Annotated in this window: 19 protein-coding genes and 1 tRNA gene; 7 read left to right on the top strand and 13 right to left on the bottom strand. The window is 72.1% G+C overall.

Annotation, left to right across the window (positions count from 1 at the left end; all coding sequences use genetic code 11):
- Position 1 precedes the first annotated feature (1 nt).
- The 6 genes from cysS to BMY07_RS17025 form a co-directional block, all read right to left on the bottom strand.
- Positions 2 to 1,393: a cysteine--tRNA ligase gene (gene cysS / locus BMY07_RS17000; RefSeq protein WP_092779356.1), complete on the bottom strand. Its 1,392-nt coding sequence runs from the start codon at positions 1,391 to 1,393 to the stop codon at positions 2 to 4.
- A 126-nt stretch (positions 1,394 to 1,519) separates the two neighbouring features.
- On the bottom strand, positions 1,520 to 2,221 hold the full coding sequence (locus BMY07_RS17005; protein WP_245782450.1) for an HAD family hydrolase: 702 nt from the start codon (positions 2,219 to 2,221) through the stop codon (positions 1,520 to 1,522).
- Between the two features lie 11 nt (positions 2,222 to 2,232).
- Entirely contained in the window at positions 2,233 to 2,625 is a 393-nt protein-coding gene (locus tag BMY07_RS17010) for a PPOX class F420-dependent oxidoreductase (protein ID WP_092779358.1), read from the bottom strand.
- Between the two features lie 34 nt (positions 2,626 to 2,659).
- Entirely contained in the window at positions 2,660 to 3,145 is a 486-nt protein-coding gene (ispF, locus tag BMY07_RS17015; protein WP_092779360.1) for a 2-C-methyl-D-erythritol 2,4-cyclodiphosphate synthase, read from the bottom strand.
- The gene (gene ispD, locus BMY07_RS17020) at positions 3,142 to 3,876 is read right to left on the bottom strand and encodes a 2-C-methyl-D-erythritol 4-phosphate cytidylyltransferase (protein WP_092779362.1); all 735 of its coding nucleotides are present in this window, start codon (positions 3,874 to 3,876) and stop codon (positions 3,142 to 3,144) included. Before ispD ends, ispF begins: the two co-directional genes overlap by 4 nt.
- A 71-nt stretch (positions 3,877 to 3,947) precedes the next feature.
- Entirely contained in the window at positions 3,948 to 4,439 is a 492-nt protein-coding gene (locus BMY07_RS17025; protein WP_018682461.1) for a CarD family transcriptional regulator, read from the bottom strand.
- 330 nt (positions 4,440 to 4,769) lie between these two features.
- Here BMY07_RS17025 and BMY07_RS17030 point away from each other — a divergent pair, with 330 nt between their 5' ends.
- Together BMY07_RS17030 and radA are read left to right on the top strand one after the other, a co-directional pair.
- Complete coding sequence (locus BMY07_RS17030) at positions 4,770 to 5,489, top strand: copper chaperone PCu(A)C domain-containing protein (protein WP_092779364.1); 720 nt, start codon at positions 4,770 to 4,772, stop codon at positions 5,487 to 5,489.
- Between the two features lie 49 nt (positions 5,490 to 5,538).
- The gene (gene radA, locus BMY07_RS17035) at positions 5,539 to 6,897 is read left to right on the top strand and encodes a DNA repair protein RadA (RefSeq protein WP_092779366.1); all 1,359 of its coding nucleotides are present in this window, start codon (positions 5,539 to 5,541) and stop codon (positions 6,895 to 6,897) included.
- Between the two features lie 32 nt (positions 6,898 to 6,929).
- On the opposite strand, the gene BMY07_RS17040 is transcribed toward radA, so the two are convergent.
- The 7 genes from BMY07_RS17040 to BMY07_RS17070 all read right to left on the bottom strand — a co-directional run bounded on the left by BMY07_RS17040 (position 6,930) and on the right by BMY07_RS17070 (position 17,016).
- Positions 6,930 to 7,535, bottom strand: a complete 606-nt coding sequence (locus tag BMY07_RS17040) for a hypothetical protein (RefSeq protein WP_092779368.1) — start codon at positions 7,533 to 7,535, stop codon at positions 6,930 to 6,932.
- Positions 7,522 to 9,135 carry a VWA domain-containing protein gene (locus tag BMY07_RS17045; protein ID WP_092779370.1) on the bottom strand — a complete coding sequence of 538 codons (1,614 nt, stop codon included), beginning with the start codon at positions 9,133 to 9,135 and terminating at the stop codon, positions 7,522 to 7,524. The genes BMY07_RS17040 and BMY07_RS17045 overlap by 14 nt, the downstream gene beginning before the upstream one ends.
- Positions 9,132 to 10,286 (bottom strand): toxic anion resistance protein, encoded by a 1,155-nt coding sequence (locus BMY07_RS17050; RefSeq protein ID WP_092779372.1) that lies wholly within the window; start codon positions 10,284 to 10,286, stop codon positions 9,132 to 9,134. The genes BMY07_RS17045 and BMY07_RS17050 overlap by 4 nt, the downstream gene beginning before the upstream one ends.
- Positions 10,283 to 11,374 (bottom strand): hypothetical protein, encoded by a 1,092-nt coding sequence (locus BMY07_RS17055; protein ID WP_092779374.1) that lies wholly within the window; start codon positions 11,372 to 11,374, stop codon positions 10,283 to 10,285. The genes BMY07_RS17050 and BMY07_RS17055 overlap by 4 nt, the downstream gene beginning before the upstream one ends.
- A 183-nt stretch (positions 11,375 to 11,557) precedes the next feature.
- Positions 11,558 to 14,086 (bottom strand): trehalose-phosphatase, encoded by a 2,529-nt coding sequence (gene otsB / locus BMY07_RS17060; protein ID WP_092779376.1) that lies wholly within the window; start codon positions 14,084 to 14,086, stop codon positions 11,558 to 11,560.
- 35 nt (positions 14,087 to 14,121) lie between these two features.
- Positions 14,122 to 15,552 (bottom strand): alpha,alpha-trehalose-phosphate synthase (UDP-forming), encoded by a 1,431-nt coding sequence (locus BMY07_RS17065; RefSeq protein ID WP_092779378.1) that lies wholly within the window; start codon positions 15,550 to 15,552, stop codon positions 14,122 to 14,124.
- A gap of 117 nt (positions 15,553 to 15,669) precedes the next feature.
- On the bottom strand, positions 15,670 to 17,016 hold the full coding sequence (locus tag BMY07_RS17070) for a threonine/serine exporter family protein (RefSeq protein ID WP_245782476.1): 1,347 nt from the start codon (positions 17,014 to 17,016) through the stop codon (positions 15,670 to 15,672).
- A 214-nt stretch (positions 17,017 to 17,230) separates the two neighbouring features.
- Between BMY07_RS17070 and BMY07_RS17075 the strand changes: the two genes are divergently transcribed.
- From BMY07_RS17075 to BMY07_RS17095, 5 genes are all read left to right on the top strand, one after another.
- A tRNA-Thr gene (locus BMY07_RS17075) sits at positions 17,231 to 17,306 on the top strand.
- A 218-nt stretch (positions 17,307 to 17,524) separates the two neighbouring features.
- Positions 17,525 to 17,998 carry a DUF4265 domain-containing protein gene (locus BMY07_RS17080; protein WP_177215617.1) on the top strand — a complete coding sequence of 158 codons (474 nt, stop codon included), beginning with the start codon at positions 17,525 to 17,527 and terminating at the stop codon, positions 17,996 to 17,998.
- A gap of 142 nt (positions 17,999 to 18,140) precedes the next feature.
- Positions 18,141 to 18,869, top strand: coding sequence for a PP2C family protein-serine/threonine phosphatase (locus BMY07_RS17085; RefSeq protein ID WP_245782451.1), 729 nt, complete (start codon positions 18,141 to 18,143; stop codon positions 18,867 to 18,869).
- Between the two features lie 394 nt (positions 18,870 to 19,263).
- The gene (locus BMY07_RS17090; protein WP_177215618.1) at positions 19,264 to 20,241 is read left to right on the top strand and encodes an FHA domain-containing protein; all 978 of its coding nucleotides are present in this window, start codon (positions 19,264 to 19,266) and stop codon (positions 20,239 to 20,241) included.
- Positions 20,238 to 21,701 carry a serine/threonine-protein kinase gene (locus BMY07_RS17095; RefSeq protein ID WP_092779388.1) on the top strand — a complete coding sequence of 488 codons (1,464 nt, stop codon included), beginning with the start codon at positions 20,238 to 20,240 and terminating at the stop codon, positions 21,699 to 21,701. Before BMY07_RS17090 ends, BMY07_RS17095 begins: the two co-directional genes overlap by 4 nt.
- Positions 21,702 to 21,757 lie beyond the last annotated feature (56 nt).

A 21,757-nucleotide genomic window follows, 5' to 3' on the forward strand; every position in this document is an offset into this window, starting at 1 on the left:
CTCAGCCGTCCTTCAATGTCCACTGTGGACCGCCGGGGGTGTCCTCGACGGCGACGCCCGCGATCAGCAGGCGGTCCCGGATCGCGTCGCTGAGCGCGAAGTTCCGTTCGCTGCGCGCCCTGGCCCGCTCCTCGAGCAGGTCGGACACCAACGCGTCCAACGCCTGGCGCAGACCCGTGTCCGCGCCTGCGTCGTCGACCCACCGCTGCGACAGCGGGTCCAGCCCGAGCACCCCGGTCATCGCCCGCACCGACGCCGCGGCCTCGCGGGCACCGGTGTCGTCGGCGGCGTCGAGGGCGGTGTTGCCCTGCCGCACCAGGTTGTGCACCGCGGCCAGCGCCGCGGGGGTCGCGAGGTCGTCGTCCAGCGCGGCCGCGAACTCCGCGCTCACCCCGCCGGGCGCGACGACGCCCGTGCGCTGGGCCACCTTGCGCAGGAACGTCTCGACCCGCTGGTAGGCGCGCACGGACTCGTCGAGCGCGGCCTCCGAGTACTCGATCGTCGACCGGTAGTGCGGTCCGACCAGGTAGTACCGCAGTTCTTGCGCGCGCACCCGGTTCAGCATCTCCGGGATCGACACCACGTTGCCCAGCGACTTCGACATCTTCTCGCCGCTCATGGTGACCCACGCGTTGTGCATCCAGTACGAGGAGAACGCGTCGCCCGCTGCCCGCGACTGGGCCTGCTCGTTCTCGTGGTGCGGGAACACCAGGTCGATGCCGCCGCCGTGGATGTCGAACTCGGGGCCCAGGTAAGCGCGGGCCATCGCCGAGCACTCCAGGTGCCAGCCGGGCCGCCCGGATCCCCACGGCGTCGGCCACGACGGCTCGCCCGGCTTCGCCGACTTCCACAGCGTGAAGTCCCGCGCGTCCGCCTTGCCCTGCGCCGCCGACTCGCCCTGCTGCGCCTCGTCGACCTTGATGCCCGACAGCTCGCCGTAGGCAGGGTAAGAGGCGACGGAGAAGTACACGTCCCCACCGGATGCGTACGCGTGACCGCTGTCGATGAGCCTCTGCATCAGCTCGACCATCTGCGTCACGTGCCCTGTCGCGCGCGGTGACACTGACGGCGGCAAGCAGCCGAGCGCGTCGTAGGCGGAGTCGAACGACCGCTCGTGCGTGGCCGCCCACTCCCACCACGGCCTGCCCGCCTCGGCGGCCTTGACCAGGATCTTGTCGTCGATGTCGGTGACGTTGCGGACCAACCGCACGTCCAGGCCGCCGTGCGCCAGCCAGCGGCGCACCACGTCGAAGTTGAGCCCGCTGCGCACGTGCCCGATGTGCGGGACGCCCTGCACCGTCGCACCGCAGACGTAGATCGAGGCGATCCCGGGTACCAGCGGCGCGAACGGGCGCGAGGTGCGACTCGCGCTGTCGTAGATGTGCAGGGACACGACTATCTCCTGGTGGGAGCACAGCGTTGACTGGGGGAAATGGTACGGGTAACGCGCGGGTCACCCGTCCCCGGTTTGGGTTGACCACCCGTGACCGGCGGTGACCGGGTCCGCTCGGCGTGGCGCCTAGTCCGCGATCCCGTGCCTGCGCAACGCGCCGAGCAGCGCGTCCTGGCGGTTCGCGGTCGCCTGCGGCTCCACCCGCTCGAATCGACAACCGGCCGCCGCGGCGCCGCCGTCGGCCTCCGCGCTGTCGCCGATCATGAGCGCCGCACCCGGTTCGACCGAGAGCCGCTCGCAGGCGATCTCGAAGATCTTGGCGTCCGGCTTGACCACGCCGACGACGTAGGAGAGCACGAACTCGTCCACCAGCTCGGCCAGGCCCCAGTGCGCGAACGTGTCCCGCAGGTCCCAGGCGATGTTGCTGACCACGGCCACCGGGATGCCCTTCGCGCGCAGCAGGCGCAGCGCGGCCTCGGTGTCGGGGTAGGGGCGCCACGACGAGGGCGCCAGCATCAGGTCGTAGAGCTTGCCGGGCGTGTCGCCGCCGAGGCCGAGCTCGGGGTGCACCAGGGAGGCCTCGTAGCCCGCGCGGTGCACCTCGGGGTTGAGGTCGCGGCGGTGCCAGGAGTCGTGCAGGTCCGCGGGCAGGTGCGCCGGGACGCCGGTCGGCACGGTCATCAGCGCGAGGACGTCGGCGTAGCGCTCGGCGGTCAGCGCGGTCCCGTCGGCGTTGTGCAGGCCGTCGACAGCGCCGGGCCCCGGTTCCAGGCGGAACAGGGTCCCGGAGAAGTCCAGCAGGACGCCGCGGATGACCACGGCGTCCACGCTAGAGGTCGCTACGCGTGGCCGGTCACCCGCTCCGGTGTGATGCGCACCACGACGCGCACCGTGTCCGGGGTGTCGCCGCTATAGGGCTTGCCGAGGTACTTCTCGGACAGCTCGTTGATCAGGTCGTCGCCGCCCTCGGTGGTGAGCCGCGCCGCGCCCCTGACCTCGATGTAGCTGTACGGGTTGTCCTTGTTGACGACCGTGACGCTGACCCGCGGGTCCCGGCGCAGGTTCTTCTCCTTCTGCCTGCCCGCCACGGTGGACAGCAGCAGGTCCTCGCCGTCGCGGCGCACCCACAGCACCGAGGTCTGCGGGCCGCCGTCGGGGTTCAGCGTGGCGAGGGTGGCGAAGTTGGCGCCGTCGAGGAGGGCCTTGGCGCCCTCGGACAGAAGTGATCCCATGCCGGGAAACTTACGTGCGACCCCGGAGTACCGCTCAACCTGCGGGAACGCCCTGGTCGGCAGGCACGAGCAGCACCGTGGCCACCGCCGCGACACCTTCGCCGCGGCCGGTCAGGCCCAGTCCGTCCGTCGTCGTGCCGGAGACCGACACCGGGCCGCCCACGGCCGCCGAGAGGGCGTCCTGGGCCTCCGCGCGGCGCTTGCCGATCTTGGGTTCGTTGCCGATGACCTGGACCGCCGCGTTGCCCACCCGCCAGCCCGCCGCCTCGACCCGCGACCGCACCTCGGCCAGCAGCGTGGTGCCGTGCGCGCCCGCCCAGCGCGGGTCACCGGTGCCGAACACCGCGCCGAGGTCGCCGAGCCCCGCGGCCGACAGCAGGGCGTCGCACAGGGCGTGCGCGGCGACGTCGCCGTCCGAGTCGCCGAGGCAGCCGGGCACCCCGGGCCAGTGCAGGCCCGCGATCCAGCACTCCCGGCCTACGTCTATCGGGTGAACATCGGTGCCGATCCCGACCCTCATGGCGCCACTCCCGCAGACAGCACGAACTCGGCAATCGCCAGGTCAAAGGGGGTTGTGATTTTCATCGCATAGGCGTGTCCCGGCACGGTGGCGACCGGTACGCCGATCTCCTCCACCAGGCCCGCGTCGTCGGTGGCCGAATCGCCCGCCTCGGCGTACGCCCTGGTCAGCGTGGCCAGGTCGAAGCCCTGCGGGGTCTGCACGACGCGCAGCGCGGCCCGGTCGGGCGTGGCGAGCACGGTGCCGTCGAAATCGACCTGTTTGACGGTGTCGGCCACCGGCAACACCGGGATCACGGCCGGTGCCCCCGCCGCGACGGCGGCGACCACGGCGCGGATCACGTGGGCGGGGGTGAAGCAGCGCGCGGCGTCGTGCACGAGCACCACGCGGGCGTCCGGGATGACCTTGGTAGCGTGCCGCAGGGCGAGCCGGACCGACTCGGTGCGGTCGGCCCCACCAGCCACGACGTCGGCCGGGATGCCCTCGGCGCGCAGCAGTGCGGCGGTCGACTCGACCTCGGTGGGCGGGGCCGCGACCACGACATGCCGCACGCAGCCCGCGTCGAGCAGGCCGCGCACGGCATGGGTGAGCAGAGCCGTCCCGCGCACCGGGACCAGCGCCTTGGGCACCCCGAAGCCGAGGCGCTCGCCTCGACCCGCGGCGGGCACGATGGCCACGGCGCGAGCCTGCTCAGGGGTGGTGGGGTCGCTGCTGTCCGGTGCGGGTGTCATGCATGTCTCAGTCGGGCGATCCGCCGGAAAGCCCGGTCGGGACGTGCGGTGGTGTTCTCCAGGTGAGGGAGCTAGACGGTCGCGGTGGCCAGGACCTCGTCCAGCAGGACCTCGGCCTTGTCCTCGTCGGTGCCCTCGGCCAGCGCCAACTCGCTGACCAGTATCTGCCGAGCCTTGGCCAGCATCCGCTTCTCACCTGCGGACAGGCCGCGGTCCTTCTCCCGCCGCCAGAGGTCTCGCACCACTTCGGCCACCTTGTTCACATCGCCGGAGGCGAGCTTCTCCAGGTTGGCCTTGTACCGACGCGACCAGTTGGTCGGCTCCTCGGTGTGCGGAGCGCGCAGCACGTCGAACACGCGGTTGAGGCCCTCTTGACCGACGACGTCCCGCACGCCGACGATCTCGGCGTTGTCTGCGGGGACGCGGACGGTGAGGTCACCCTGCGCGACCTTGAGGACGAGGTACTTCTTCTCCTCGCCCTTGATCACCCGGGTCTCGATCGCTTCGATGAGTGCGGCACCGTGGTGCGGGTAGACGACGGTCTCTCCGACCTTGAAAACCATGTGTCCTCTGCCCCTTTCGCTGGTCCCAGCTTAACACGAGTCGCACTGACCAGGAGATGAGGCGTTGAACGTCTGTGCAGGTCAAGGGCCACATCAGGGAATGGCCGGGGGTTGACAAGTGCCGGGGGCGCGTACTCAGCCGGGTACGAGGGCGCGGTGGCGGCACATGTCGATCTCGCGCCACCGCCCGTTCCACTGTGGACCCGGGCGCGGACGTGACGGGCGCGACATCCGACGGGTGATTGTCCGCCCACGCCGCAACCCGCCACCGCGCCCCGGCTAGGCTCCTGAGCCGGTAGGTGATTGTCCGCTAGCGACGCAGGAGCACCCGTGAGCCGTGCACAGCAGAACTCGACCGGCAGGCTGCGCCTCGCCCCGGCCGTGTTGGGCCTCGGCATCGCCGCAGCACTGGTGACCGCGGGCTGCGGCTCCGGTCAGATCACCCAGACCGACTCGCAGCTGCCCGCCGTCAACGGCGCGCTCGCCCAGGCGGGCCAGATCGCGGTGCGCGACGCCGTGCTCGCCTACCCGGAGAACGGCTACTACGCCAAGGGCGCCGACGCGCCGCTGTCGCTGACGATCGTCAACGTCGGTGGCACCCCGGACAAGCTGGTCGAGGTCACCAGCCCGCTGGCCACCGAGGTCGAGGTCTCCGGCGACGGCAACCTGCCCGGCGGGTTCGCGCTGATCGTCGGCAAGGCGGGCGAGGAGGCGGACGGCAAGAAGTCCAGCGCCCCCACCACCCCGACCCCGACCACCACCAGCTCGGTCGCCCCCACCTCGGCGTCGGCTGGCAAGCCCACCTCGGGCGCCCCGAGCACCACGACCACGACCGGCTCGGTGGCGGCCACCTCGGTGACGCCGACCACGACCACCACCAAGGTGAAGCTCGGCACGCTGGAGATCGTCCTCAAGGGCTTCTCCGAGAAGCTGTACCCGGGCAAGAACGTCCCGGTCACCTTCGTCTTCGAGAAGGCAGGCCCGGTCACCGTCAACCTCCCGATCGCCGCCCCGAACGGGCCGCGCGAGGAGCACAAGAGCGAGCACTGAGCGGACTGTCGGTCCACGGCCGTACCGTGCTGGCCGTGGTGATGGTCCAGTGGTGAGCAAGTCCAGTTACCGGTGCGCCGACTGCGGGCACACGGTGGCCAAGTGGTTCGGCCGCTGCCCGGAGTGCCAGACCTGGGGCAGCCTGGAGGACGTCGGCGCGCCCAAGGTCAAGATCGCCGCGGGGGCGCCGAGCTCGCCTGCCCGGCCGATCGCCGAGGTCGACATCGAGGCCGCGCGGGCCCGCCAGACCGGGGTGCCCGAGCTGGACCGGGTGCTCGGTGGCGGATTGGTGCCCGGCGCGGTGGTGCTGCTGGCCGGGGAACCCGGTGTCGGCAAATCGACGCTGCTGCTCGAGGTCGCCTACCGGTGGGCCGCCCGCGACGGCGAGTACGGGCCCACGTTGTACGTGACCGGCGAGGAGTCGGCCGGGCAGGTCCGGCTGCGGGCCGAGCGCACGGGCAACGTGCACCAGTCGATGTTCCTGGCCGCGGAGAGCGACATCGCGGCGGTGCTGGGGCACGTGGACGCGGTCCGGCCGGGGCTGCTGGTGGTCGACTCGGTGCAGACGATGTCCTCGCCCGCGGTGGACAGCGCTCCCGGCGGCGTGACCCAGGTGCGGGCGGTGACCGCGGCCCTGGTGGCGCTGGCGAAGGAACGCGGGCTGCCGGTGCTGCTGGTCGGGCACGTGACCAAGGAGGGCTCGATCGCCGGTCCGCGGGTGCTGGAGCACCTGGTGGACGTCGTGCTGCACTTCGAGGGCGACCGGCACTCGATGCTGCGGCTGCTGCGCGGGGTGAAGAACCGGTTCGGGCCCGCCGACGAGGTGGGCTGCTTCGAGTTGGTGGAGAGCGGCATCGTCGGCGTCCCCGACCCGTCCGGCCTGTTCCTCAACCGGCGTGACACCGGGGTCGCGGGCACGGCGGTGACGGTGGCGGTCGAGGGCAAGCGCCCCCTGCTCGGCGAGGTCCAGTCCCTGGTCGCCAAGTCCCACCTGGGCACCCCGCGCCGCGCCGTCTCCGGCCTGGACTCGGCCCGCGTCGCCATGGTCCTGGCCGTCCTGGAACGCCGCGGCGGCATCCGCCTGGGCGACGCCGACGTCTTCGCCGCGACCGTCGGCGGCATGAAGATCCCCGAACCCGCCGCCGACCTGGCCATCGCCCTCTCCGTGGCCACCGCCGCCCGCGACGTCGCCCTCCCCCCGGACCTGGTCGTCCTCGGCGAGGTAGGCCTGGCAGGCGAAGTCCGCCGAGTCTCCGGCGTCCGCGCCCGCCTCACCGAAGCCCTGCGGCTCGGCTTCACCAAGGCCCTCATCCCCCCGGACTCCGGCGACCTCCCGGACGGCATCGAGGCCCGCGTGGTGGGCGACCTGGCATCGGCGATGAACAACCTGCAGGTGCTGCGGGGATAGCCAGCTTGGTGGCCGGGTGTTGTCTGTCGGGACTAGTCCTCGGCGCGGTCTTCGAGGTAGCGGGTGTGGTCGGATTGTCGGCGGAGGTCGTCGGCGTAGAAGTGGGTGGCGACCTTTTCGGCGTCCAGGTCCAGCAGGTCGAGTTGGGCCAGCAGCTCACCGGCGGCAGAGCGGGTGTTGGAGCGTTTGGCGACGCCGATCCACCACGGCAGGTTCAGGTACGTCTCCACCGCCAGCGGTACGTCGACGCGGACCAGGCGGGTGACGCTGTGGGAGGTTTCCGGGTCGGCGGCCAGGTCGTCGGGGCGGGACAGGACGGCGCCGAGCACCTCGCCGATGTGCTCCAGGCGGTCCAGGGCGCCCTCGGGCATGCGCTTGGTCTCGGCGCGGACCTTCGCCAGCAGGGCGTCCAGATCGGCGCGCAGGCGGGACGCCTCGAGGGCCGGGTCGACCGAGAGCTGGATCCGTTCCGGGGGTGCGGCCAGCGCGCCGACCAGGTACAGCGCGCCGATCACCGGGAGCCAGTAGGCGCCTGCGAAACCGGTCAGGTGCAGCCCAACCCCGCCGAGCCCGGCGACGCAGCCGACGAGGTTCTTGGTCGAGCCGAGGTAGCGGACGACCCGGTCACTGGTAGCCACGGATCTCCCGGAACACGTGCTGCAGGTCGGTGTCGCGCGCGTCGAAGACCTTGCCGCCGGTGCGCCGGGCCACGTCCGCCATCTCGTCCTTGTTGCCCTCGCCGAACAGGACGGTGAACACCGGCACGCCCTTGAGGCGCTCGGGCAGCTTCTCCCGTGCCTGCTGGAACCCGGCGAGGTCGGTGCCGCTGTTGTTCTCGCCGTCGGTCATCAGCACGATCGAGGTGAACCGCCCGTCGTCCGGCTGGGCGCCCAGGTGCTGGTAGGCCCGCTCCAGGCTGGAGTAGATCGCGGTGCCGCCGCCGGAGTCCAGGTCCTCGGCGGTCTGCTTGATCCGGTCGAGTTCGGCGCGCTGGTCGACCTCCGGCACGGAGAAGGTGATCGGCTGCCCCGGCTCGCCGCTGAACGGCAGGAAGGTGACCTCCTCGCGGCCGTGGAAGCGCCGGTAGCGGCCGACCAGGTCGTTGCTCGCGCCGGTGAGCCCCACCAGTGCCGCGCGCAGCTTCTCGATCCGCTCGCCCGCCATCGAGCCGGACACGTCGAGCACGTAGACCGTGCGCGACGGGCGGCGGATCTCGTCGAAGTACGCCATCAGCAGCGCGTCGAAGGCCTGCTCGGTCGCCGGGAAAGGCAGCTCCACCAGCGTTCGCGTGCCGAAGTCCTTGTCCAGTTCGACGCCGGGCACGGCGGGCCTGCGGTGCGTGCGGGACATGATGTCGCGCTGCACGGCCGGGGTGCGCAGGTACTCGGTGAGCTTCTTGTGGTCGGCGCGCGCGTGCTCGGGGGCGTCCTTGAGCGCGGTCAGCGGGTAGTCGGCGGTGACGACGCCGTCGCTGGGGTAGATCAGCGCCAGCGGTTCCGGGAGCTTCCCGCCCGCGTTGAGGGAGAGCAGCACCGACTCGTAGTTGATCAGCCCGTCGATCTTCGCGCCCGGGTCCTCGCCGGTGGCCCGCCGCTGGTAGGCCTCCGACAGCCAGCCGGACGACCCCGCGCTCATCGCCTGCGCCGAGAAGAACCCCTTCAGCTGCGGCTTGACCGCGCCCACCTCGGTCGCGCTGATCGCCGACCCGGTGCCCGCCAGCGCGGAGGCCACGCCGACCAGCGCGGAGAACCCGGAGTTCGACGCGGACGGGTCGGTCATGCCGTAGCTGAACCGCTTGTCCGCCGCGGCTTTCGCGATGTCCGACCAGGACACCGGCTTGTCCACCCAGCCGAGCTCGGTCGCCTTCGAGCGGGCCAGCCCCAGCACCACCGGCGAGGTCATGACCTTCGCCTGGGCGCCGAGCCTGCGCGCGGCGTCCGGGATCGCCTGCGGGTAGCGGTTCGCGGAGAACCACACCGCGTCGTACCGGCCGTCTGCCTTGCCGCTGGCCAGGACCTCCGAGCCCTCGATGGTGCCGCTGAAGGTGAACTCCACCCGCACCCCGGTGGCCTGCGCCGCCTGCTCGAGCACCGGCTTGAGGTCGGCGAGCTCGCTGCCCGCCAGGACCCGCAGCTTGCCCGCTTCCGCCTGGCTGGCCGGTTTCTCGTCGCCCGCGTCCGACGAGCACCCGGACAGGACCGCCGCGACGGCAAGGACGGTGGCGATGACCCGTTTCATGCTTCTCCCCCGGTCTCGGTGTCGTGCGAGCGGCGCAGGTGCTCGCGCGTGCGGTGCAGCTCACCGGTCAGCGCGGCGACGGTGGTGGCCATGTTCTTCGTGGCACCCGCCCGGAACTCGTCCACCGCGTCGATGGCGCGCAGGATCTGGTCGAACGACGCCCGGATGGTGGCCACCGCCGGGTCGGCGGCGCCCTGCTGGATCTGGGCGGTGTGCTGTTCGAGCAGGTTTCCGTTGGCGCGCATCAGTTCGTCGGTCGTCCCGCGCAGCGCCTCGATCTCGTCGAGCACCGCGCGCTGGTTGGCCAGGCCGCCGCTGACGACGAGCGCGATGCGCAACGCGGCCACTGTGGTGGTGCAAGCCCGTTCCACGCCTCGGATCAGCTCGTCGTTGTTGCGCCGCAACAGGTCCAGCGCGAGGTAACCCTGGGCGCAGACTGCGAGCTGGGTGAGGATGTCCTGATGTCGTTGTCGCACCGGCAGAAGCACGTCGGCGCGCAGGGAGGTCGCCGCCGCGGGGTCGGCGTAGTCGAGCACCCCGGCCTGGCGGTCGATGGCGCCGTCCACCGCCTCGGCGAACACCGCCGCTTCCGCCAGGTGGCCCATGGTCTCCCACAGCCGCGACCGCTCGCCCTTGATCGCCGCGTTGTCCCGGCGCAGTTGGTCCTGCCGGGTGCGCAGGTCGACGATGAGCAGGTTGATCGGGGTGTTCGCCGCCTGGTACCGCTCCAGCAGCCGCTTGCCGCCGCCGATCGGGATCAGCCCGAACAGCTTGCGCGGGGCGGTGGGCGCGGCGCCGGGGTCCAGCTCGGCGACCGTGCGGCGCAGCTCGACCAGGCTGGTGGTGATCCGCTGCTCCGGGCCGGACCGCCTGCCCTGCGCGGTGGCCAGCGCGTCGACCGAGCGGTCCAGCAGGGCGGTCGCGATCCCGGCCGCCACCCGCATGTCCGCCTCGCCGACGGCCATGATCTCGTCGACCTTGTCGGAGAAGTCGGGGGAGCGCGGGTCGAGCGCGGTCAGCTCGGCGGTGAAGCGGCCCGCCTTGGCCTCGGCGGCGGCCCGGGTCGGGTCGTCGACCGGGACCAGGCCCGCGGCGCGGTCGAGCGGGACCGGGTCGACCGGATCCGGTGGCGTTAAAGCGATGTCGCTCACCGGTAGTACTTCGCGATCTCGTTGAGCAGCCGCTCCAACGTCTCGTAGCTGGGCACCTCGGCCTGGGAGAGCAGGTCGGCGGGCGCGCTCAGCTTGCGGTCGGCCAGCAGGTCGAGGAACGCCTTCGGGTCGTCGGTGCGGAACCCGAACTCGGCGGCGAGGCGCTTGAGGTCGGGGTCGGTGCTCAGCAGCTCGCCGACCCTGCCGCCCTCGCCCTTGAGCGGCACCAGGGTGTGCTCGGACAGCAGGGTCGGCTGCGGGTAAAGCAGCTTCATGTCGGGGCGGATCGAGCCGTCGCCGCGCAGTTGCCGGTCGAGGAACTGCGACTCGTAGATGAACACCAGCGGCGCCTTGCCCATGCCCGCGGCGAGGTAGTCCTCGAACGGGCCCTCGCTGCTGCTCTGCGTGTACCCCTGGTCGATGAACAACTTCACCGCGGCAGGCAGCACCTTCGCCTCGGCCTCGGGGGTCGCGACGACCTGGTTGTCGTTGAGCACGTGGGAAACCAGCGCCAGGTACATGGCCGCGGAGTTGGAGTTTCGCGGGTCGGTGGTGGTGATCAGGACGTTCTTGCGCACGGGGTAGGCGGTGTTGCCGGGCAACTGGTCCCAGCGGGTGCCCTTGCCGGTCAGCTCCAGGTACTTCGCGATGTCGAGCACCTGGTACTCGCCGAGGCCCTTGTGCACAACGCCTTGCGAGGTCAGCAGGTCCACGATCGGCGCGAACGTCGCGACCGCCATCGGGGACCGGAACGGCGTGTAGACCTTGTTGACCTTCTTGTCCTGTTTGATCCGCTGCGCCGCGGGCCGCGACGACGGGAACGCGAAGTCGTACTGCGCCAGGTCGACCGTGGTCGCGATCTGCCGCGACCCGGCGGAGTCGAACTCCACCCGCAACCCGTGCCTGCCGAACACCTCGACCACCCTGGCGTCGGCGAAGAACGCCGCCTTCTCCGACCCGCCGACGCCCCGCACCACCTGCGCACCCTGCCCCGGCACCGGGTCGTCGTCCCCCGACCCGAAGACGATCGCCACCACCACGGCCGCGAGCAACACCACGGCCAGACCGATGCTGATCCGACGTTTCATGCGCCCCTCCCCACCGGTCCGATGATCCCGGCCCCGCACCCCCTACGACGCCGTTTCGCCCGCACTGGACATGAAGTCGGCATGAACGCCAGGCGACGTCTTGGTTCAGGCGAGGGTCTTGCGCGAGCGCGGGAACGCCGAAGGGCGGGCCCGAGACGGGCCCGCCCTTCGGTGCAGAGTCGGTTACGCGGAAAGGAGTTGGGCGCAGCGGATCAGGCCGAGGTGGGAGTAGGCCTGGGGGTGGTTGCCCAACGAGCGCTCGGCCACCGGGTCGTACTCCTCCGGGAGCAGACCGGTGGGTCCGGCGGCGTTGACGATCTGGGCGAAGAGGTCTTCCGCCTCGGGGCGGCGGCCGGTCAGCAGGTAGGCCTCGATCATCCAGGCGGCGCAGATGTGGAAGCCGCCCTCGTCGCCGGGCAGGCCGTCGTCGCGGTGGTAGCGGTAGACGGTGGAGCCGGAGCGGAGTTCGGCCTCGGTGGCGGTGACCGTGGCCTGGAAGCGCTCGTCGGTCGGGTCGATGAGGCCGACCATGCCGATGAGCAGGGTGGCGGCGTCGAGGTCGGTGCCGTCGTAGGCGGTGGTGAACGAGCGGACCTCGTCGTTCCAGCCGTTGGTCAGCACGTCGTCGGCGATCTTGGCGCGCAGGGCGGGCCAGTCGGGGTGCGCGGTCCTGCCGTGCTTGTCGGCCAGGGTGAGCGCGCGGTCGATGGTCAGCCAGCACATGACCTTGGAGTACACGTGGTGGCGCGGCCGGTGCCGTTCCTCCCAGATGCCGTGGTCGGGCTCGTGCCAGCGGCGGGTGACCGCCTCGGCCATCGCCTCCACCATCGCCCAGTCGCTGTCCGACAGCGACCCCTTCGCCTCGGCCAGCGCCGCGACCAGGTCGACAACGGGGCCGAACACGTCCAGCTGGACCTGCTGGTTGGCCAGGTTCCCGACCCGCACCGGCCGCGACCCGGCGTACCCGGGCAGCGTGTCGATCACGGCCTCCGGGCCCAGCGTGGTGCCCGCGATGGTGTACAGCGGGTGCAGCCGCTCCGGGCCGGGGATGGTGGCCAGCACGCCGTGCACCCAGCGCAGGAACGCCTCGGCCTCCACAGTGGACCCCAGCGACACCAGCGCCTTCGCCGTCATCGACGCGTCGCGCAGCCAGCAGTAGCGGTAGTCCCAGTTGCGGATGCCGCCGATCTCCTCCGGCAGCGAGGTGGTCGCGGCGGCCATGATGGCGCCGGTCTCGCTGTGGCACAGGCCGCGCAGCGTCAGCGCGGACCTGGCGACCAGGTCCTTCTCCACCGGCGGCAGCACGAGCGCGTCCAGCCAGGTGGTCCAGTAGGACGCCGCGTGCGCCTTGCGTTCGGGCTCGGCGACCGGGTGCGCGGACAGGTCCCTGGTGCCGCAGCGCAGTTCGAACACCACCGGCCGCTCCGGCGTCGGCTGCACGACCGCGCGCGCCGAGTCGACCTGGCCGTCGCTGGTGATCTCCCAGACCACCCCGGGCGCCCGCAGCGCGATCGGGTCGGACGTGCCGAGCACCAGCAGCCCGTCGGCGGTGGCCTCCAGCCGCACCTGCACCTGGCCGAACTCCGGGCGCGGCGCGAACTCCACCACCGCGGCCGACGAACCGGACAGCACCCTGGTCAGGTCCGTGCGGTGCGCGGGCACGTCGTGGTCGAGGTAGTCGGTCACCAGCAGACCCGACCAGCGCGTCTCCACCGTCATCGTGCCCGGCAGGTACCGCTGTCCCAGCGGCAATCCGCCGCGTTCCGGCGACACCGAGAAGTGCCCCGCGGTCGGTCCGCCGAGCAGGTCGGCGAAGACCGCGGCCGAGTCCGGTTCCGGGTGGCACAGCCAGGTCAGCCGCGCGTCCGGGGTCACCAGCGCCACCGAGCGCTCGTTGGCCAGCATGGACAGCCGCTCGATGGGCGGCGCCTGCCCGCCGTAGAGCCAGTTGCGGCGCTCCTCCAGCAGCAGCGCCAGCATGGTGGCCACCGACACCGGGTCGTCGATGCGGTACCCGGCGAGGGTCTCGCCGTCACCGACCTTCACCCCGACGTCCGGGCCCGCGAGCCGGGTGAACGCCTTCTCGTCGGTCACGTCGTCGCCGACGAAGATCGCCGCGGTCGCACCGGCCTGGTGGCGCAGCACGTCGAGCGCGTGGCCCTTGTCGGTCTGGACCACCGCGAGCTCGATCACCGCCTTGCCCTCGGTCACCTGCACCCCGGTCCACGTGCACGGCCCGGACCGGACCTTGCCCAGCACGTCGTCGGCGACGTCCTGCGGCGCGCGGCGCACGTGCACCGCGATGCTGGCGGGCTTGACCTCCAGGTGCACGCCCTCGGCGCCCTCGGTCAGCTTCTCCAGCTCCGCCTCGATCCTGCGGTGCAGGTCGCGGGCCTCGGCGTCGAGCGCGTGCACGAAGCCCACGTCGAACTCGGAACCGTGGCTGCCGACCAGGTGCACCTCCGCGGGCAGCCGCGACAGCGTCGCCAGGTCGCGCAGCGCCCGACCGGAGATCACCGCCGCCGTCGTCTCGTGCAGCCCGGCCAGCGAGCGCAGCGCGCCGACCGACTCGGTGTGCGGGCGGGCGTTCTCGGGGTTCTCGACGATCGGGGCGAGTGTCCCGTCGTAGTCGCAGGCCACCAGCAGTCGGGGGGTGCGGGCTACCTGCACGATGGCGCGGCGCAGCTCGGCAGGGAGGGCCTCGGCGGTCAACGCCTTCTCCTTGGCTTGGTTCGGGGCGGGTCTGCTCAGTGGGCGTGCTCGGGGTCCAGCGCGTCGAGGAACGAGCGCGCCCACCGGTCGACGTCGTGGGTCAACACTTGTCGCCGCAGCGCGCGCATCCTACGGCGGCCTTCTGCTGGATCGATCGTGAGGGCCGCGTGCATGGCGTTCTTGACCCCGTCAAGATCATGCGGGTTCACCAGGAAGGCGCTCGTCAGCTCGGCGGCGGCACCGGCGAACTCCGAGAGCACCAGCGCGCCACCGAGGTCGTGGCGGCACGCGACGTACTCCTTGCACACCAGGTTCATCCCGTCGCGCAGCGGCGTCACCAGCATGACGTCGGCGGCGGAGAAGAACGCCGAGAGCTCGGCCCGCCCGATCGACTGGTGCAGGTAGTGCACGATCGGTCTGCCGACCCGGCCGAACTCGCCGTTGATCCGGCTCACCACCTGCTCGATGTCGCCGCGCATCCGCTGGTAGTGCTCGACCCGCTCCCGGCTCGGCGTCGCCAGCTGCACCATCGCCACCTCGGTCGGGTCGACCCGGCCCTCCGCGAGCAGCTCCTGCAGCGCGTAGAGCCGGACGTCGATGCCCTTGGTGTAGTCGAGCCGGTCGACGCCGAGGATCACCTTCTTGGGGTTGCCCAGGTCCGCGCGGATCTGCTGGGTGCGCGCGACGGTTTCCCGCTTGCGCGACAACGCGTCCAGCCCGGCGGAGTCGATGGAGATCGGGAACGCGCCCACCCGCACCGCCCGGTCGCCGAGCTGGATGACGCCGGGGCGGGTGCGCACTCCGACCGCTCCCCTCGTCGGCTCGAGCCCGAGCAACCGCCGGGCCAGCCACAGGAAGTTCTGCGCGCCGCCGGGCCGGTGGAACCCGATCAGGTCGGCTCCGAGCAGGCCACGCACGATCTCCGCGCGCCAGGGCAGTTGCATGAACAACTCGGTGGGCGGGAACGGGATGTGCAGGAAGAAACCGATCCGCAGGTCGGGGCGCAGCTCGCGCAGGATCGCCGGTGCCAGCTGCAGCTGGTAGTCCTGGATCCACACGGTGGCGCCCTGCGCGGCGACCTTCGCGCACGCCTCGGCGAACCGGTGGTTCACCTTCACGTAGCTGTCCCACCAGCCGCGGTCGAACACCGGGGAGGCCACCACGTCGTGGTAGAGCGGCCAGAGCGTCGCGTTGGAGAAGCCCTCGTAGTAGTCGCGCACCTCGTCGGCGGTCAGCGACACCGGGTGCAGCCGCAGACCGTCCTCGGTGAACTCCTCGACGTCCACGTCGGCCACGCCGGGCCAACCGACCCACGCGCCGCTGTGGCTGCGCAGGAACGGCTCCAGCGCGCTGACCAGACCACCGGGGCTGTGCTTCCACCGCTGGGAGCCGTCCGGCAGGCGCTCGAGGTCGACCGGCAGCCGGTTGGCGGCCACGATGAAATCCGCACCGTCTTCGCTGCTCACGCCGGACGCGCCTCCTCAGACCAGGGGATACCCGGTTTGAGGCTAGCCACTGCGGGCACTCCCCGCGTCCTGCGACCGGTGTGAGCGCGCGTGGCGACTCTCACGCCAGCGGGGGGTTTACTCCAGCCTGCGCTCGGTGGGTCGCAGCGGCCCGGACATCCTCGGCCCGGACAGCCGCCGCTCCAACCTGCTCAGACCGGTTCTGACCGGCTGCGCGAGATATTCGCCCAAGACGACGCCCGCGGCGAGTGCCAGTGCGATCGCCGCCGCCAGCATCAGCGTCGGCAGGCCGCTCGTGCTGCGCTCGGCCGCCAGCTCGTAGAGGCCGCGGTAGGTGGTCAGGCCGGGCAGCAGCGGCACCAGACCGGAGACGGCCACGACCAGCGGCGGCATCCGCAGCCGCCGCGAGACCACGCCGCCTGCGAAGCCGATCACCACGGCCGCGATGGCGGACGCGGAGATCGGGCTGGTGCCGGTGAGGGTCAGCGCGCCGTACACGGCGGTGCCCGCGCCACCCGCGGCGGAGGCGACGAGGAGGGCGCGCGGCTTCGCGTAGCTGGCGAGCGCGAACAGGGCGGCACCCGCGGCACCGGCGATCGTTTGCACGGGCAATCGGAAAGCATTGGGGGGCAACGGATCCGCTAGCGGTGTGTACGCCATGCCGAGCGCTGTGGCGATGTTGAGGGCCAGCACGACGCCCGCGATCAGGCCCGCGGTCATCAGCGAGATCTCCATCGTGCGACCGGCGGCGGTCACGTTGTAGCCGGTGATCGCGTCCTGCACCGTGGACACGACGGACAACCCGGACAGCAGCACGGTGATCGCGGCGGCGACCAGCACCGTCGGCCTGCCCTCGATGACGTGGCCCGCCAGCAGCGCCAGCGCCGCGCCCGTCGCCAGCGCGCCGCCGACCACCTGCTGGAAGAAGAACGGCAGCGCCCTGCGGTTGAGCACGCGCCCGACCCGGTCCACCACCGCGGTGGTGATCGCGGCGAACGCGGCCATGTCGGCGGCGCCACCGATGAGGACGGTCACCGCCGCGGCCATCCCGGCGTAGGCCAGCGTCGCCACCCAGCGCGGGTACGGGTGCGGCGCGGTGGTGATCCGCTCCAACTCCGCCCGCGCCCCCTGCACGTCGATCCGGTGCGCGGTGATCTTCCCGACCAGGGTCTCGACATCGGCCAGCCGGGTGTAGTCCAGCCCGCGCGAGCGCACCACCCGCAGCGAGGTGATCGGCGGCTCGTCGGTCCCGCGCTGGCAGGCAACGGTGATCGAGGTGAAGATGACGTCCACCTCGCAGTGCGGCAACCCGTAGGCCGCCGACACCGCGATGATCGTCGCCGTCGCGTCCGAGGCACCCGCGCCCGAGGCCATCTGCACCTCACCGATGCGCAGCGCCAGGTCGAGCACCAAGTGGACGGTCCGCTCCTCCGGCAACCGCGGCCCCTGCACCGGCTGCTCCACGCCGTGCTTGCCGCCGAGCCCGCTGCCGTGCCCGTTGACCTGCCCGTTCCCCGACAGCCCCCCACGCCGCCACGGCAACCACCCCGCCCGCTGCGAGAACCCCGCCACCCCAACCTCCTCACCCGTCCACCCGACCGTCTCGGATCATGAGCCGCCCCGCAACCGCGCCCGCCCACCGCCGTACCATTGCACCCGGCGCCCACCCCGGCGCCACGCCGGCATAGCTCAATTGGCAGAGCACTCGCCTTGTAAGCGAAAGGTTGCGGGTTCAAGTCCCGCTGCCGGCTCCATTCAGCGAAATCCGGGTGTGCGCGCGGGAAACCGGTTGTGGCGCCAAGCACGCGTTGACCTGGCAGGCGTTGCTGTGCGTGCGGTCGCCATCACACCCGTTGTCCACTTATGGGGCTCCGATAGGTGCGCTCACCGGGTCTGGGCTGCGACGATGGGGTGGTCGGCGGGGTTCTGCCGTCGGTCGCGCCTGGTGGTCCGGGGTGATGGGTGGGTTGGCGTGGGTGAGCCGGAGCAGTTGTTCAAGGTCATCTTCGACCTGCCCAAGCGGTCGCCGACGTGGCCGCCCTACGCGACCGAGGGGTTGTGGGCGGAGCGGGTCGGGGTGGATACGGTGCGGTTGCGCAACGTGCCGTTCTACGCGCGGGGGGTGGCGTTCCGGGACACCGTGCGGGTGCGGGTCGACCTGGAGCGGGAGAAGCTCGTGTTCGTCGAGCGGGTCGCGGAGTCCGGGTACTCGACGGTGCGGTTGATCGTGGACGATGCCGCGGTCGCCGTGGTCGAGGCGGTGCTGGACGCGGCGGACTGCTGGTGGGAGATCGACAACACCGGGCTGCTGTGGGCGGTCGGGGTGCCGCCGGAGGTCGACTACGCGGCGTTGCGCCAGGAGCTGCTGCGGCTGCGGGTCGAGGCGGGCATCGACCTGGAGGAAGGCGTCCTCGGCGGCGGCCACCGCAGGTCCGACGTCGGCTGAGCACCCCTGTCCGGCCGGAACCAGGTGTGCAACACCGACCTGGGCTGCGACGATGTCGTCGTCGAGGTGTCGAAGCTGTGGGGGGTGCCCGGTGACCGGGGAGCCGACGATTCGGGCTGGGGCCGCAACCGATGTGGGCCTGGTGCGAGCCGCCAACGAGGACAACTACGTGGTGACCGCGTCCGTGTTCGCCGTGGCGGACGGGATGGGCGGGCACGCCGCCGGGGACGTGGCCAGCGGGCTGGCGGTGGCCGGGCTCGCGCAGCTGGGCACCGAGGGCACCCTGCGGCCGGACGACGTGCGCAGGCACATCGTGCGGCTCAACGGCGACATCCTGGCCGCCGCCGCGCGCAACCCGGAGCAGCTGGGGATGGGCACCACCGTCACCGGCCTGTGCCTGGTCGACTTCGCCGGGTCGCCGCACTGGGTGGTGTTCAACGTGGGCGACTCGCGGGTCTACCGGTACGCCGAGCGCGAACTGGTGCAGTTGACCGTCGATCACTCCGAGGTGACCGAGCTGGTCGCGGCGGGCAAGCTGAGCCCGGCCGAGGCGGCGACCGACCCCAGGCGCAACGTGGTGACCAGGGCGCTCGGCTCGCCGACCGCCCCCGAGCCCGACCTGCTGGTGTTCCCGCCGACCGAGGGCGACCGGTTCCTGGTCTGCTCCGACGGCCTCACCGGCGAGCTGGACGACGAGACCATCGCCGCCGTCCTCGGCCTGGAGGACGACCCCAGGGACGCCGCGGCCTCCCTGGTGCGCGACGCGGTCGCCGCGGGCGGCCGGGACAACGTGACCGCCGTCGTGGTCGACCACGTCGCCGCGCCGACCACCCCCGCCGACGACGAGACGGCGCCGAGAAAGGTCTCCTGAATGCGCGTCCGGTACCGCCCAGGTCGTTGGGTCGCGGTCACCGGACCGCGCACGTGGCTGCTGGTCGACGCCGACCCGGACGCGCCCCTGGTGGCGCGCTGCTGGGCGTTGGCCCGGGCGGGCGCCGACGAACTGGAACTGGTCGGCGCCATCGCCGCCGCGGGCCTGCGCACGGTCGGCGGCTTCGCGGCAGCGGGCTACGCGGACGGCACCGGCCAGGTCATCGTCCACGGCCCGACCACAGTCACCCTGACCAGCACCGACGGCACCCCCCCGCACCCTCACCGCCACCCACGTCACCACCTGAGTCGAAACCCGCCTGGACTCGGCCCTGGCGACCATCACCCTCTCCGGCCCCACCGAGGACGGCCCAGCCCTCCCCCTGGACGTGGGCGTGGCCCTGGCAGGCGACCTGACCATCGACCTCACCCCGCAAACGCTTGCCCCACCCGCCGGGGACACACCCCCGGCGGCCGCTCCCGAGCCTGCGGTGGTTGCCGAGCAGGCGCCCGTCCCCGAGCAGGCACCCGCCCCTGCGCGGGCAGCAGCCGTCGAGCAGTTACCCGAGCCCGCCCCCGCCGCCGTACCCGAGGTGATCACCAGCCTGCCGCTCACCTTCGACCCCGCGACACCCACCGAGCCTGCGGCGGGCCCGGCATCCGCAGTGCCGGGGGCATCCCCGTCGCCTGCGACGTCCCCGGGATCTGCTGAACCCACCGTGGCACCGGTACCGGTCGAGCCCGCAGCTGACCAGGTCGAGGGGAAGACCACCCTGGTCACGGGCCTCCCCACCAAGCCCGAGGACACCGAGGTCATCGGTGGCACCACCGCCGTCATCACTCACCTGCCCTGGGTGATCGCCGATGACCCGGGGGCCACCCGTGCGCGCCCCGCCCTGTCCGCGACCGCGCCGTTGCTGGTTCCGGCGATCCGGTGCGATTCCGGGCACTGGAATCCGCCGCATGCCGTCGCCTGCCGGGTCTGTGGGGCGGGGGTGCCGCTCCAGCAGCCTGTGGAGGTGCCGAGGCCGCCGCTGGGGGCCTTGCGGCTGTCCTCCGGTGACCTCGTGCAGCTGGACCGGGGTGTGCTCCTCGGGCGCGCCCCCGATGTCGCCGCCGTCAAGCAGCCCGTTCGTCCGCACGTGGTCAGGCTGCGCAGTCCGGACGGTGACGTCTCGCGCAATCACGTCGAGGTGCGGTTGCACGGTTGGCAGGTCCTCGTCCTGGACCTGGGTTCGCGCAACGGCACCGAGGTCCGCCCGCCCGCTGACCTCCCCTTCGCGCTCGTGCCGCACCAGCCGGTCGAGATCGCCCCGGGGACCGTTGTCGGGCTGGCCGAGGGTGTGGAGTTCGTGTTCGAGGTGACCGGGTGAGCCCGCCGGAGCTGCCTGGCCTCACCCTCGTGCGGTTCCTCGGCTCCGGCGGCTTCGCCGAGGTGTACCTCTACCGCCAGGCCGAGCCCAAGCGGGACGTCGCGGTGAAGGTGCTCAAGGACGCCGCGCTGGCCGCCCGGTTCGCCGAGGAGGCGGACGCGATGGCCGAGCTCGGGGACCACCCGAACATCGCGCAGGTCTTCTTCACCGGTGTCAGCGCGGACGGCCGGTCGTACCTGGTCATGCCCTACTACCCGAGGGCGAACTTCGCCGAGCGCGCCCGCACCGAGCGGATCCCGGTGACCGAGGTGCTGCGGGTCGGCGTGCGGATCGCGGGTGCGGTGCAGGCGGCGCACGAGGTGGGGATCCTGCACCGGGACATCAAGCCCGCCAACGTCTTGGTCGACCGCCTCGGTGAGCCGCGGTTGGCCGACTTCGGCATCGCGGGCCGCACACCGCCCTCCGTGGACGGTGGTGTGCTGATGTCGGTGCCGTGGTCGCCGCCGGAAGTGTTGCGGGGTGCGGCTTCCAGCTTCCAGTCCGATGTGTACTCGTTGGGCGCGACCGTCTGGCACCTGCTGACGGGCCGGTCCCCGTTCGAGGTCCCCGATGGCGACAACGGGGTCGACGCGCTCGCGGACCGGATCCAGCAGACCGCCGCGCCCCGCACCGGCCGCGCGGACGTGCCGGGGGAGCTGGAGGAGGTCCTGCTGCGCGCGATGGCCCCCGAGCCGGGTGCCCGCTACGCCTCCGCCCGGGAGTTCGCCCGCGCCCTGCGCGCCATCGAGCAGCGCGGCGGCTTCCCCGAGCAGACGACGGTGCTCCCGCCCCAGCCCGTCCGGGTCGAGGCGGCGGAGGAGACCAGACTCCGCCCGGTTAAGCCGAATGGCCTGACGCGGGTCATCGCGCCGCCGACCTACGTCGACCCGCCACCGCCCAAGACCAACCGATCGGCGCTCGACGCGACACCGCCGCCGTGGTCCACACCACCGGCTGTGGCGGAAATTCCCATTGTGGCCTCCGACACAGTGAACCGGCCGCGGTCGCGACCCTGGGCGGCGATCACGCTCGGTGGCCTCGCGCTCGCCGCGGCCGTCGTCACGGGTGTGGTCCTGCTGTCCGAAGGGGAAGCCGGACGGCCTGCGGACCCCGGTCCGGTCGACCCCGGCGTGCGGGAGCAGAACGCGGGCGGACCCGTGGCCCCACCGGGGAAGCCCGCGGTGACCGCCGCCAGGGTCGACCCGGGGATCTTGCGCTTCACGTGGACCTACTCCGCGCAGTTCGCCACCGACAGCTTCGCCTGGCGCACCTCGGACCTGTCACGCTCCGGAACCGCGACCGCGCCCACTGTCGACATTCCCGCCCCCGCGGGCAGTCTGGTTTGCCTGGAGGTGAAGGTCGTCAGGGCCGATGGCAGTAGCGCATCCGCGTCGTTCTCGCCACCCGGGTGTGGAAGCTGACCGGACAAACCTGCAACATTGTCGCCGCCCGACACGATACGGCCGGATGACGGCTC

Source organism: Actinokineospora terrae, assembly GCF_900111175.1.
Classification (GTDB): domain Bacteria; phylum Actinomycetota; class Actinomycetes; order Mycobacteriales; family Pseudonocardiaceae; genus Actinokineospora; species Actinokineospora terrae.